Below are 13458 nucleotides of genomic sequence, written 5' to 3'. Positions count from 1 at the left end.
CAGCACCAAGTCACCGAGCCGGAGGCCACAGGTTCAAATCCTGTCCCCGCTACCAATTCCGGAATCCCGGCCAGAGAGATCTGGCCGGGATTTTCTTTGTTCCGGATCGGCAACGGCCACCGGCTCCGGCTTCTGGCCGTGGCGGACACCGGAGGTGGATCTCGAGGGAGCGATCCCGGGTGATCCCCTTGTGGAGGCCGGTAGGTGTTGCACTCGGCAATGGTCCCCGGCGCTCACCCAGGATGCGCCTCGGGGAACGACCGTTCCCACCTCAGCACACCGAACCCGCGTTCCCGGGAACCGTACCGCACCGGGTACCCCGTCGCGAGCTGCGTCGATCAACCCACCCTTAAGGAACTTCTAAGTTTTCGCTCAGCCTTCCTGCGCGCCGAACCTCAACCAAGCTGTGAGTTTTCTGTGAATACATCCAGCAAAGTCCCTAGTCAGCTCGATTTGGCCCTCCAGCTTTCCCGCAGTCACCCCCGAAACCCTGAAGCAAACTTGAACTTAACCTGAGAAACCCTCAGGATTGATGGCATCTTCCAACCGAAAGGACCGACCATGGGATTCCTGAAGCCCACTCAGCCCCGTCGTGGCTGCGCCGCCTTTGGTCCGGGAGCCATCCCGCGCCGGGCCCTGCCGACTCCGCCCGCACCCTGGCGTCGTCCACTCGCCGCACTGGTGCTGGCGGGCAGCATCGGAACGATGGGCATGGCAACCCAGAGCGCGGCCGCCGCCGAAATCGATCCCTCCGCGGGCCACCATGAAACCGTCGCCGACGGCTCCGGCAATTCCGGCAAGCAGAGCTCGGCCTCCACCAAGTCCTCCGATCAGGGTCGGCGGGCCTCCGGCACGGAGCAGGCCGCGAGCCCGAAGCGCGCGGCCAGCAGCGACGATGACTACAAGGAGAACTCCGCCCCCCGGCGCGCATACTCCGAGGGCTCCAGCCGGAAGACCTCCGGCTCTGCCTCGAAAACAAGCCATTCCTCGAGCAATGGCAAGAGCTCCGGCTCCACCGCCGGCAAGAAGAGCAGCTACAACGGTTCTCGCTCCACCAGCAAGAAGTACACCACCTGGTCCAAGAAATCGGGTTCCACCAGCAGCAAGAAACGAACCAGTTCCTCGTTCAGCAGTGGGTCCGGCTCGAGCAACCGTTCGTACTCGGGCAACCGTTCGTACTCGGGCAACCGTTCGTACTCGGGCAGCAGCTCCGGCGCGAGCAGTTCCTCCAGAACCTCATCGGACAACTCCACCATCAGCAGCGATGCCGCAGCCTCCAGCAGCACCACGACCGTCAACGGTGCGGCCGCTCCCCTGGCGAAGGGAAGCTACCGGATCGGTGCCGCCTTCGGTGCCACCGGAAGCTGGTCCCGCTACCACACGGGCCAGGACTTCGCCGCCAGCAGCGGCACCCCCGTGTACGCCGTCACCTCCGGCACCGTGGTCAGCGGGAACGTCGGCTCCTGGGCCGGCAACTACGTCGTCATTCGCGCGGCCGATGGTTCCTCCACCCTGTACGCGCACATGAGCAACACCGACGTGAAGGTGGGCCAGCAGGTCACCGCCGGGCAGAAGATCGGGAACGTGGGCAGCACCGGACGCAGCTTCGGCGCCCACCTGCACTTCGAGTACTACCCCTCCGGGGTCACCCCGGGCGATGTGTACTCCGCCACGAACCCGATGAGCTATCTCCGGTCGATCGGAATCTCCATGTGAGGTTTCTCCCCTCCCCTCAAGCTGCGCGGCGCCGGGTCTCTACTCGGCGCCGCGCAGTCTCAGCAGCGCATTGACGGCGATGTCCAGGTTCTTCGTGCGCCAGAATCCCGGAAGGGAGCTGGTCAGGAACCCCCCGTAGCGGGCTCTGACGACCCGGGGGTCGAGAATCGCGACCACGCCACGGTCATCCTCGCGCCGGATCAGCCGACCGGCCCCCTGCGCCAGCAGCAGCGCCGCATGGGTGGCGGCCACCGTCATGAAACCGTTGCCTCCCGCATCGTCCACGGCCTTCTTGCGCGCCTGCATCAACGGGTCGTCGGGCCGGGGAAAGGGAATCTTGTCGATGATGACCAGCTGGCAGGTTTCCCCGGGGACGTCGACGCCCTGCCACAGGGACATGGTGCCGAACAGGCTTGTGGCCGGCCTCTCCCTGAAGTTTCGTTGAAGCTCGGAAAGTTGCGCATCGCCCTGACACAGGAATTCCAGTTCCGGCAGCACCCGGCGGCAGTGCGCCACCGCCTGCTCGGCGTTCCTGCGTGAGGCGAACAACCCGAGGGTCCGCCCACCGGCCGCCCAGACGAGCTGCGCGATCTCGGCCAGCACGGCGTCCGTGAGCCCGTCCCTACCGGGTGGGGGCAGCGCGGCGGCGGCATACAGTATCCCCTGCCTGGTGTAGTCGAAGGGAGATCCCACGTCGACCCCCCGCCAGTTGAAACCCGTTCCGGTTCCTTCCGCATCCCCACCCAGTTCGTCGGCGGGATTCAGCCCGATGCTGGTGGCGAAGACCCGGAAATCACCACCCAGCGTGAGGGTCGCGGAGGTGAGCACGGTGGTTGCCCGCCCGAACACCTGTTCCCGCAGCAGCCCCGCCACCGATAGCGGGGCGACGTGGGCCATCTCCCCCAGCTGTTCCGAGCGGCTCACCCAAACCACGTCCTGATCGGCCAGTCGCGCCATTCGTTCGGAGATGTCGAAGATTTCACCCAGCGCCCCGGCGGCCTGGGAACGTTCGGGGTTCTCCCTGTCCTTTCCCAACTCGCTGATCGCCCGGCGGGATGCGTCGCGAAGCCCGGCGCAGGCCACCGGCAACAGCGCATCGGCCCCGGTGATGCGCTCCGTGGGGCTGTCGGCCAGGGCATCGCGCAGTTCCTCGACCGCGTCCAACAGGTCACCGCCCAGATCATCCCCCAGCCAGGCCAGGCAACGTCTCACCACCCGTTCCGTGGCTCCCGCGCTCAGGTCCCCGGTAGCGGCCGTGGTGAGGCGGCCCGTCACTTCATGGGCCTCATCGATGATCAACGCATCGTGCTCTGGAAGCGCCGTGCCGCCGTGCATGGCGTTGATCGCCACCAGGGCGTGGTTGGTTACGATCAGGTCCGCTGCGCGAGCCGACTCCCGTGACCTCTCGACGAAACACTCCGCCCCGAAGGGACACCGGGACGCGCCAGGGCATTCCCGGGTCGGGATCGAAACCTGCTGCCAGGCCGCGGCCGTGTGGGTCGGGGCGTCATCGCGGTCCCCGGCACCGCCCGCGAGGAGCTGCTCCTCCACCCATTCACGCAGCGCCAGCACCTCAACCCCGAGCTTCGAGGGGGACCCGGAGCTGCGGGACTCGCTCAGCTCGGCCGCGCCCAGGAGAGTTCCCTGGCCGCCGTCCGTCGCCTTGTCGCGGGTGCGAAACAGGCAGGCGTAGTTGTTGCGTCCCTTCAGCACACAGGCCCGGGGGCGTTTTCCCGTCACCTGCTCGACCGCGTCCAGGGCCGCGGGAATGTCGGAGCCCGCTAGCTGGGCCTGGAGAGCCAGGGTGGCCGTCGCGACCACGATGACCTCGTCGTACTCCACGATCCGCGCCAGCGCCGGCGCCAAGTAGCCGAGGGATTTGCCGGTTCCGGTTCCCGCCTGGACCAGCAGGTGGGTGCCACCCTCCAGGGTCTCGGAGACGGCAGCCACCATCGCCACCTGGCCGGGCCTTTCGCCCCCACCGATCCCGGAGACCGCCCGCTCCAGGATCCGTTCCGCGAGGTCAGGCACCGTATTCGCCCAGCTCCTCCGCCAGGCCGGGGTGGACGCGCGCACACACCCTGGTGCCCTCGCCGGTGTGCTCCAGCGTCTCGATGGTTCCCGTCCGGTGGATGCGGTCCATGAGGTCGCCGCGGCTGTACGGAATGAGCGTCTCGACCCGCACTTCTGGGTTCGGCAGGCGGGCCTCCACGGCATCGGCCAGCTCAGCCAGGCCATGGCCCGTGCGGGCGGAAACCACCACACAACCGGGATGCCCGGCCCGCAGGGCCAGCAGCGTGGTTTCATCCGCAAGATCTGCCTTGTTGCAGACCAGCAGCTCCGGCACGTCGCTGGCGCCGATCTCGGCGAGCACCTGGCGCACCGCGGCGATCTGCCCCTCGGGGTCCGGGTCCGAGGCGTCGACCACGTGAAGGAGGAGGTCCGCGGTGGTGGATTCCTCCAGGGTGGAACGGAACGCCTCCACCAGGTCGTGGGGAAGGTGCCGGACGAATCCCACGGTGTCGGTCAGCGTGAACACCCTCCCGTCCCGGGTCTCGGTGCGGCGGGTGGTGGGATCCAGGGTGGCGAACAGCGCGTCCTCCACGAGCACACCCGCGCCCGTCAGCCGGTTCAGCAGCGAGGACTTGCCCGCGTTGGTGTATCCGACGATCGCCACGCTCGGCACCCGGTTCCTACGGCGCTCGGCGCGTTTGCCCTCCCGGGTGGCGTCCATTTCACGGAGCTTGCGGCGAAGCTGCGCGATCCGGTGGTGGATGCGACGCCTGTCGGTCTCGAGTTTCGTCTCACCGGGTCCCCGGCCTCCGATACCCGCTCCCCCGGCAGCGCGGCCGCCGGCCTGCCGGGACAGATTTCCACCCCAGCCGCGGAGGCGCTGCTTCAGGTACTGCAGCTGGGCCAGTTCCACCTGGGCCTTGCCCTCCGCGGATTTCGCATGGGAGGCGAAGATGTCCAGGATCAGCGCGGTCCGGTCCACCACCTTCACCTTGATGCGGTCCTCCAGGTTCCGCAGCTGCGCCGGTTGCAGTTCCCCGTCGCAGATGACGGTGTCGGCTCCGGTGGCTCGGACCACCTCGGCCACTTCCTCCACCTTGCCGCGTCCGATGTAGGTGGCGGGGTCCGGTTGGCTCCTGCGCTGCACCAGGGCCTCAAGAACCTCGGAGCCGGCGGTCTCGGCCAGCAGCTTCAGCTCGGCCATCGCGTTGTCGGCGTCCTCCTGCGTCCCGGAGGTCCACACGGAGACCAGCACAACGCGTTCCAACCGCAGCTGTCGGTACTCGACCTCGGAGATGTCCTCCAGTTCGGTTCTCATACCGACGACCCGCCTGAGCGAGTGCCGCTCGGCAAGTTCGGACTGATCGCCGTCGTGATTCGGCTGTGCGTGAAGGGATGTGCTCATCGTCGGACCATTCTGACAGGCCCCGGTGAGAAAATCTCAGCTCCAGTACTCACCGCGCGCCACGATCACGGCCGGCCCCGTCAGCCAGGCCTCGTCACCCTCGAAGGTCACGATCAGGTCCCCGCCACGGACATGCACCTGGATGGGACCGTCGAACCCACTGCGGTCACGGTAGGCGGTCGCGGATGCGACCACACCGGTGCCGCAGCTCAGGGTTTCCCCGCAGCCACGCTCATACACACGCATGAGCAGCTCCCCGGGCTTGACCTCGTGGACGAACTCGACGTTCACTCCCGCGGGGAAGGCCTCGGCGGGTTCCCAGGCCGGGGCCCGGGAAAGATCCAGCTGCCCGATCACGTCACGATCCGTGAACACGACGGCGTGTGGATTGCCGACATCGACAGGCCGTCCCTTGAACTTCCGTCCCTCGTGGATGATGGTGACGGGTTCCTTCCCCAGGCCGACCACACCCAGGTTCGTCGCTATCAGCCCCCCACGGGCGACCCGAACCTGCTTGAGTCCCGCCCGGGTCGCGACGGTGAACTCCCCGCTCTGGACCAGCTGATCGTTCAGGAGATAGCGGGCGAACAACCGCAGACCGTTTCCGCAAATCTCGGCCACCGACCCGTCGGCGTTGCGGTAGTCCATGAACCAAAGCTCCGGGTCGAACTCGTGCCCGGCCACCTGACCGGCCCGCACCACCCGTAACAGCCCGTCCCCTCCGACACCCGTGTGGCGGTCACAGAGTGCAGCAACCGCCTCGGCGCTCAGATCCTGCATTCCGTGTGGATCATCAATGATGATGAAGTCGTTGCCGGTGGCATGACCCTTGGCGAACGTGTACCGGAACAAAGTGCCCACCTATCCCTTCCAGCCCGATTCAACAATTCTACGTCCCGGAGATTTCCATGATCCGGGCGGGGTTGCCCGAATCCCCCGCGGGTAGCCACACGATCCTGGGATCCCGCCGGTACCAGCCCAACTGCTTGCGGAAAAACCTCCGAGTGGCCCGTTTCACGTCCTCCTTCGCCTCCTCCTCGCTGCACTGCCCGTCGAGGAAGGCGAGAACCTGCCGGTAGCCGATCGCGCGGGAGGCGGTCCGTCCTTCCCGCAACCCGCGAGGAATCAGGTTCTCGACCTCGGCCACGATGCCCCGGCGCCACATCTCCTCCACCCGGGCATCGATGCGGCTGTCCAGTTCGGCCCGGTCCAGTTCCAGCCCGAACTGGTGGACCCCGTCGAGTTCGTAGGTCCACTCGGGGAGCACCGCTCGATGTCCCCCCGTCAGCGCGTGGATCTCCAACGCCCTCACGATGCGCCTGCCGTTTCCGGGTTCGATGCGGGCCGCGGATTCCGGGGCCAGGACCGCCAGCCGGGCATACAGCTCCTCCACCCCGACGCGCTCCAGTTCGGTTTCCAGCCCTGCCCTGAGAACCGGGTCGGAACCCGGGAACTCGAAGGCGTCGGTGATGGCCCGTGTGTAGAGGGCGGAACCGCCGACGAGGATCGGAACGGCTCCCCGAGCCCGCAGGTCCGCGATCACGGTCCGGGCGCGGGTCTGGAAATCAGCGACGGATGCGGTCTCGGTGACCTCCAGGATGTCGATCAGGTGGTGCACGACCCCATCTCGTTCCGCCTCGGAGGGTTTCGCGGTGCCGATGTCCATGCCCCGGTAGACCAGCATCGAATCCGCGTTGACAACCTCGGCGACCTCACCTCGCCTCATGAGGTCGTGGGCCAGCGAGACCGCGAGCTCCGACTTGCCCGTAGCGGTTGGGCCGACGAGCACTATCAGGGGCGGATGCATGCCACCATCCTGCCAGTCCCGGTGCGGAACTTCGCGGGAACAGGCATGATGGACCTCTACGGTGCGCCAGGCACCCGGACCAGGAGGCAATGACATGGGAATCTTCGACAACATTGGTGAACAGGTGGCCCAGCACGAGGAAACCATCGATCAGGCGATCGAGAAGGGCGCCGGGTTCATCGACGAGAAGACCGGCGGCAAACACAGCGAGCAGATCAACCAGGCCGCTGATTTCGTCAAGGGCAAGGTTGACGACCTGGCCAGCAAGAAGGAGAGCGAGTAGCAGGTCCCGCGAACGGGGTTTCGCGGGTGGATGCCGCTGGGCTCGGACGCCCCGGTGGCACGCTGGACCGGGGCGTCCTGCGGGTGCGCACGCCCCGGCGCGATCCTCGTCGCACCACCTCGCCGATCCACCACCATGGCGTCACCCACCGAGGCGGTCCTTGACCTCTCGCCCCGGCAACCTCCGGTCCCGGACCGGGGGTTGTTCTCTTTTCAGGAGCGCCGCAGGCTCGGCATGCCCAGGGGAACCCCTCTGGGTTCGGGTGCATCGGTGTTGGCCGCCTCCCACGCGTCGCCACCCCTGGTGCGCCGCAGTCCCCTCAAGGGGGCATCCGAGTTCAGATGGTGTGGCGCCGCATGGGTGATGGTCGCGTAGGCGATGTCCCCCGGCCTCGGCCGCTCCGACGGCTCCTCACCAACCGCCACGTGCACCAGCCTGTTGTCGCGTGCCCGCCCGCTCATGCGATTGGTTTCGGAGTCCTTTCGCCCCTCCCCCAGGGCAAACATCACCTCTATCTCCTGCCCCTCGAAACGGCGGTTCTCCTCCCAGGCGATCTCCCCCACCAGTCCGACAAGCCGTTCGTAGCGTTCCTGGACCGTTTCATGGGCCACCTGGTTCTGCATCTCGGCGGCCGGGGTCCCCGGGCGTTTCGAGTACTGGAAGGTGTAAGCAGCGGAGAAACGGGCCTCGCGCACCACGTCCATGGTGGCCTCGAAGTCCTCATCGGTCTCGCCCGGGAAACCCACGATGATGTCCGTGGTGATGGCCGCATGGGGCATGGCCTCCCGGACGCGTTCCAGGATCCCGAGGAACCGCTTCCGGCGGTAGGAGCGCCGCATTGCCTTCAGGACCGCGTCCGAACCGGATTGCAGGGGCATGTGAAGCTGCGGCATGACGTTGCGGGTCTCGGCCATGGCGGCGATCACGTCGTCGGTGAAATCCTTGGGATGGGGGGATGTGAAGCGAACCCGTTCCAGGCCCTCGACCTGGCCGCAGGCACGCAGCAGCTTCGCGAAGGCCTGCCGGTCCCCGAACTCCACCCCGTAGGCATTCACGTTCTGCCCCAGCAGGGTGATCTCCTGCACCCCCTGGTCAACCAGCATCCGCACCTCGGCCAGGACGTCACCCGGTCGCCGGTCGGTCTCCTTTCCGCGAAGCTGCGGAACGATGCAGAAGGTGCAGGTGTTGTTGCATCCGACGCTCACCGACACCCAGGCCGAGTAGGGCGACTCGCGACGGCTAGGCAGGTTGCTCGGGAAGGTCTGGAGGGCCTCGACCACCTCCACCTGGGCGGCCTTCTCCACCCGCGCCCGTTCGAGCAGCGTGGGAAGGCTACCGACGTTGTGGGTACCGAAGACCACATCCACCCATGGCGCCCTCCGCAGGATCACGTCCCGGTCCTTCTGGGCCATGCAGCCGCCCACCGCGATCTGCATCCCGGGGTGGCGCGCCTTGATTGCGGCCATGTGTCCGAGATTCCCGTAGAGACGGTTGTCGGCGTTCTCACGCACCGCACAGGTGTTGAAGACCACCACGTCCGCCCCCGCACCGAGAACCGGCTCGGCGGGTTCCTGAGCACGCCTCAACCCGGCTTCCTCCAGCAGTCCCGCGATCCGCTCGGAGTCGTGGACGTTCATCTGGCAGCCGTAGGTGATTACGTGATAAGTGCGCGAACTCATGGTGGCCCAACTCTAGTGGTGCACCACGAAAAACAGCATTTCGTGCCGGGAACCCGGTGGCCGTGACCACTCCGGGGCGGACCGGACGCGTCATTGCCGAACCCGCGTGTCCCACAGCACACCGGAGATCCCGCGACTGTACCGGTATTCACCATCCCCTATTGACGCAGCCTCTAGTGTTGATTCATGGTCTTCCCAACAGGCGAACAATATGAGATCAACGCCGGGGGTTGTCGCGCCGTGATCACCGAAGTGGGCGCCAGGCTGCGCAGCTTCACCATCGAGGGCACGGAACTCCTCGCAACGCACGGGCCCGACCAGGCCCCGAAAGGCTGGGAGGGAGCCCACCTGCTCCCCTGGCCCAACCGGCTCCGCGACGGGCGCTACCACCTGGGCGGCCAGGAGTTCCAGCTGCCCATCAACGAACCCGCCCGGAACAACGCGAATCATGGCCTGAACGTGGGCCTGGCCTGGGAGTGCCTGGCCCATCTCGGGACCTCTGTCCGGCAGAGGTGCGTTCTCTGGCCCCGTCGCGGCTGGCCCGGAATCCTCGCGGTGGAGATCCTGCACCGGCTGGATGCGCAGGGGCTGAGTGTGGAGGTCGACGCCACGAACATCGGAAACACGTCCGTTCCCTGGGGCTATGGCGCCCATCCCTATTTCCGTTTCGAGGACATCTCCGGCGTGGAGTTGACGGTGCCGTTCGACGCCGAACTGGCGGTCGATCCCGAAAGACGGCTTCCCATTCGCCTCGGGCCCGTCGCCCCCGAGCACAACTTCGTCCAGCCCCGCGTCATCGGGGAAACGGTCCTGGACACCTCCTTCACCGATCCCCTGACCAGGGACTGGACCGTCACCCTGAGCGGCGACGACCGCACGATTGAGGTGTGGGGTGAGGCGACCACCCAATGGGTACAGGTGTTCACCGCGCCCCACCGCGACAGCGTGGCGGTGGAACCGATGACCTGTGGCCCAGACGCCTTCAACGAGGGTCCGACATACAGGGACCGGGTCATGTTGCGGCCGGGAGAGTCCGCGCACGCCGCCTGGGGGATTCGCGCCACCCTGCGGTCAGTGAGCCAGTTCAGTGGCACGTGATTCACGCACCACCGTGATGCGGATCTGTCCCGGGTAGGTGAGGTTCGCCTCCACCTCGGCCGCGATCTCGCGTGCCAGCACCCGGCTCATCGCATCGTCCACGACCTCGGGTGCCACCATGATCCGGACCTCCCTTCCCGCCTGCATCGCGTAGGCACGGGTCACTCCCTCGTGGGCCATGGCAATGGATTCGAGATGCTGCATCCGTTCCACATAGGCCTCCAGTGACTCGCGCCTCGCGCCCGGGCGGGACCCGGAGATGGCATCCGCAGCCTGGGTGAGGACGGCCTCGACGGTTCGTGGTTCGACCTCGTTGTGGTGCGCCTCGACGGCGTGGACCACGTCGGGGTGTTCGCCGTGGCGGCGCAGCAGGTCGGCGCCGATGATCGCATGGGGCCCCTCGGATTCGTGGGTGAGGGCCTTGCCTATGTCGTGCAGGAAGGCCGCTCTCTTGCACTGCGCCACGTCGAGCCCCAGCTCGGCCGCCATGATCCCGGCCAGGTGGGCGCACTCGACCAGGTGGGCGAGCACGTTCTGCCCGAAGCTGGTGCGATAGGCCAGGGAGCCGATCACGGGGACCAGCTCCGGGTGGAGATCAGCGATTCCCACCTCCAGCAGGGCCTCGTTCCCGGCGGTTCTGATGCGCTCATCCAGCACCCGGATGCTGCGGGCGTGCACCTCCTCGATTCGCGCCGGGTGGATGCGCCCGTCGGCAACCAGGTCCACGAGGGTCAACCGGGCCGCTTCACGCCTCACCGGGTCGAAGCAGCTGAGCAGAACGGTCTCCGGGGTGTCGTCCACCATCACGTTGACTCCGGTGATCTGCTCGAAGGCCCTGATGTTGCGGCCCTCCCTACCGATGATCCGTCCCTTCATCTCATCGCCGGGAAGGTCGACACTGGAAACCACCGATTCGCTGGTCTGTTCTGCCGCGCACCGCTGGATGGCGGTCACGACTATCTCCCGGGCCCGCTGGTCCGCTTCTTTCTTCGCGGTCTCCTCGATGTCCCTGGCCAGGGTGGCGGCAGACAGCCGGGCCTGGCGTGCCGCCTCGGCCATCACCTCCGCCTGGGCTGCGGTTGCAGTCAGCCCTGCCACCCGTTCGAGTTCCGCCTGAGCACGGTCCTGTTCCGCGGCGAGTTCCTCGCGCTGTTTCCTGAGATCCGCGCGTTGCTGCTCGAGAAGCTCCGAGCGTGTCGCGAGTCCCTCGGCCTCTGCGGCGAGCCGGTCCTCCTTCTCGTTCAGGCGTTCTTCCTGACGTTCCTGCGCGCTGCGTTGCTCGCGCAGCTCGGCGCGCTGCGTGGCTATCGACGCATCCAGCTCCTCGCGGCGCCTGTCGATGTCGGCGCCGGCCTCGCGGGCCCATTCCTCCGCCTGCTCCAGGGCGCGTGCCGCGTCCGCCCTGAGCTGCTCGGCCGCCTCCACCGCCTGTTTGCGGATGGAGGCCGCGTCGGAACGGCTTCTGCGTTCAATGCGGGCCCGTTCCTGGATGAAGGACAGGGCAACCCGCCGCTGCCGCCAAGCGAGGATCCCCAGGACGACGCCCAGTAATCCAGCGATGATCCAGCCCAGCCATTCCATGGCTACCCCTTTGCACCCGACGAAGTGACCTGGAGGTTCAGGGCACCCCGGGCTGCTGAGTAGCGGACGTGACCACGCCATACCGGGCCGCACACGAGCCCATGGGACCAACCAAGATGTCTCGAACCGTGAGTCAATGACCTTACGACCGCCAAGGCTAGTTCACAAGGGCATGTCATCCGTGTCGGGGTCCATTTCCCCGAGCACCTCGTCCACGACCGACGACACCACGGCTCCACCGAATCCCCTGCGCCCGAGGGCCCCGGCCAGGCGCCGACGCGCCACCCGGGAATCCAGCCCGGCCAAGGTGCGGGCACGACGTTGCGCGAAGGCTCGCGCCGCCTCCAGTTGCTCCTCCTGCCCCACCCGCGACAGGGCCTCCGCCGCCACGTCCTCATCCACACCCCGGCGCCGCAGCTCCGCCCGGATCCGGGTGACACCATGCCGGTCCACCTGAACCCGGGTCTGCGTGAGCGCCTCCGCGAAGGCGGCATCATCCAGCAGCCCAACCTCGCGGAAACGCTCCATCAGTTCCTCGGAGACATCCTCGGGGACCCCCCGGGAGGCCAACCGGGACCGAAGCTCGGCCTCCGACCGGCTCCGGGCATCCAACAACCTGAGTGCGATCCGCCTGGCGAATTCCAGCTGCTCCGCGCGGCTGATTTCAGGAGGCAACCTCAACCTCTCCCGTCTCGGGGTTGATCCTGCCTCCCGAGGCCTCCTGTTCCACGACACCGAGCGCAGCCCGGATCCGGCGATCGATCTCCTCCGCGATCTTCGGATTGTTCTTCAGGAAGTTCCGGGCATTTTCCTTGCCCTGCCCCAGCTGATCGGATTCATAGGTGAACCAGGCTCCCGCCTTGCGAATGATCCCATTGGCGACGCCCATGTCGATCAGGCTTCCCTCCCGGGAAATTCCCTCACCGTAAATGATGTCGAACTCGGCCTGCTTGAAAGGCGGCGCGACCTTGTTCTTGACCACCTTCACGCGGGTGCGGTTGCCGACCATCTCGGAGCCGTCCTTCAGCGTTTCGATCCTCCTGACATCAAGGCGCACGGAGGAGTAGAACTTGAGCGCGCGGCCACCCGTGGTGGTTTCGGGAGAACCGAACATCACCCCGATCTTCTCGCGCAGCTGGTTGATGAAAATGGCGGTGGTGTTTGCGGACTTCAGGGCCCCGGTCATCTTCCGAAGGGCCTGGCTCATCAGGCGTGCCTGGAGACCGACGTGGGAATCCCCCATCTCGCCCTCGATCTCGGCGCGCGGCGTCAGCGCGGCCACCGAGTCGATGACGATGAGCGCCAGGGCCCCGGAACGCACCAGGGTGTCCGCGATCTCCAGGGCCTGCTCACCGTTGTCGGGTTGCGAGACCAGGAGCTCGTCGGTGTTGACGCCGAGCTTGCTCGCGTAATCCGGGTCCAGGGCGTGCTCCGCGTCGATGAAGGCGCAGATCCCGCCCTCGGCCTGTGCGTTCGCGATGGCGTGGAGGGCGACCGTGGTCTTGCCCGAGGACTCCGGGCCATAGATCTCGATGATCCGTCCCCGGGGCAGGCCACCGATCCCCAGGGCGACGTCCAAGGCGACACTTCCCGTCGGGATGACGTCGATGGGCAGGCGGGTGTCCTCCCCCAGACGCATCACCGATCCCTTCCCGTGCACCTTCTCGATCTGGGCGAGGGCGGCCTCGAGTGCCTTGGTGCGATCCGCAACAGCCATGGTGTGGTTCCTTTCGACTCCCTGAGCCGTTCCTTTCAGACCGACTCAACCTTCACCCTCACTGTAGGAATCGGGGGTGACAAAAACTCCAGTTCACCTCCGGGCTGTGGAAAACCCGGAGACATGCACAGTCTAGCCGAACATGTGTTCGATTGCATG

At 66.8% G+C, this 13458-nt stretch carries 11 protein-coding genes; 3 read left to right on the top strand and 8 right to left on the bottom strand.

What is annotated here, in order from left to right; all coding sequences use genetic code 11:
• The first annotated feature begins 561 nt into the window (after window positions 1-561).
• Window positions 562-1716, top strand: a complete 1155-nt coding sequence (locus tag ACO6D6_RS02215) for a M23 family metallopeptidase (RefSeq protein WP_484782878.1) — start codon at window positions 562-564, stop codon at window positions 1714-1716.
• Window positions 1717-1755: 39 nt separating this feature from the next.
• Here the strand turns inward: ACO6D6_RS02215 and ACO6D6_RS02210 are convergent, their stop codons facing one another.
• The 4 genes from ACO6D6_RS02210 to miaA are packed head-to-tail and all read right to left on the bottom strand — an operon-like array spanning window position 1756 to window position 6941.
• On the bottom strand, window positions 1756-3747 hold the full coding sequence (locus tag ACO6D6_RS02210) for an ATP-dependent DNA helicase (protein WP_484782877.1): 1992 nt from the start codon (window positions 3745-3747) through the stop codon (window positions 1756-1758).
• Entirely contained in the window at window positions 3740-5134 is a 1395-nt protein-coding gene (gene hflX, locus ACO6D6_RS02205; RefSeq protein WP_484782876.1) for a GTPase HflX, read from the bottom strand. Before hflX ends, ACO6D6_RS02210 begins: the two co-directional genes overlap by 8 nt.
• A 36-nt stretch (window positions 5135-5170) precedes the next feature.
• Window positions 5171-5986, bottom strand: a complete 816-nt coding sequence (gene dapF / locus ACO6D6_RS02200; RefSeq protein WP_484782874.1) for a diaminopimelate epimerase — start codon at window positions 5984-5986, stop codon at window positions 5171-5173.
• A 37-nt stretch (window positions 5987-6023) separates the two neighbouring features.
• Window positions 6024-6941, bottom strand: coding sequence for a tRNA (adenosine(37)-N6)-dimethylallyltransferase MiaA (gene miaA / locus ACO6D6_RS02195; RefSeq protein WP_484782873.1), 918 nt, complete (start codon window positions 6939-6941; stop codon window positions 6024-6026).
• Window positions 6942-7035: 94 nt separating this feature from the next.
• Here miaA and ACO6D6_RS02190 point away from each other — a divergent pair, with 94 nt between their 5' ends.
• Window positions 7036-7224, top strand: coding sequence for an antitoxin (locus tag ACO6D6_RS02190; protein WP_484782872.1), 189 nt, complete (start codon window positions 7036-7038; stop codon window positions 7222-7224).
• A gap of 212 nt (window positions 7225-7436) precedes the next feature.
• Here the strand turns inward: ACO6D6_RS02190 and miaB are convergent, their stop codons facing one another.
• Window positions 7437-8903 carry a tRNA (N6-isopentenyl adenosine(37)-C2)-methylthiotransferase MiaB gene (gene miaB, locus ACO6D6_RS02185; RefSeq protein WP_484782871.1) on the bottom strand — a complete coding sequence of 489 codons (1467 nt, stop codon included), beginning with the start codon at window positions 8901-8903 and terminating at the stop codon, window positions 7437-7439.
• A gap of 186 nt (window positions 8904-9089) precedes the next feature.
• Here miaB and ACO6D6_RS02180 point away from each other — a divergent pair, with 186 nt between their 5' ends.
• The gene (locus ACO6D6_RS02180) at window positions 9090-10001 is read left to right on the top strand and encodes an aldose epimerase family protein (RefSeq protein ID WP_484782869.1); all 912 of its coding nucleotides are present in this window, start codon (window positions 9090-9092) and stop codon (window positions 9999-10001) included.
• On the opposite strand, the gene rny is transcribed toward ACO6D6_RS02180, so the two are convergent.
• The 3 genes from rny to recA form a co-directional block, all read right to left on the bottom strand.
• On the bottom strand, window positions 9975-11582 hold the full coding sequence (gene rny / locus ACO6D6_RS02175; RefSeq protein WP_484782867.1) for a ribonuclease Y: 1608 nt from the start codon (window positions 11580-11582) through the stop codon (window positions 9975-9977). The genes ACO6D6_RS02180 and rny overlap by 27 nt on opposite strands.
• 162 nt (window positions 11583-11744) lie before the next feature.
• A complete protein-coding gene (locus ACO6D6_RS02170) occupies window positions 11745-12257 on the bottom strand; it encodes a regulatory protein RecX (RefSeq protein ID WP_484782866.1) in 513 nt (170 codons plus the stop codon).
• The gene (gene recA, locus ACO6D6_RS02165) at window positions 12247-13299 is read right to left on the bottom strand and encodes a recombinase RecA (protein WP_484782864.1); all 1053 of its coding nucleotides are present in this window, start codon (window positions 13297-13299) and stop codon (window positions 12247-12249) included. The genes ACO6D6_RS02170 and recA overlap by 11 nt, the downstream gene beginning before the upstream one ends.
• Between the last annotated feature and the right edge of the window lie 159 nt (window positions 13300-13458).

It is taken from the genome of Arachnia sp., from assembly GCF_057238465.1.
The sequence above is the reverse complement of the archived record's forward strand: the minus strand, read 5'-3'. Positions and strand labels throughout refer to the sequence as shown.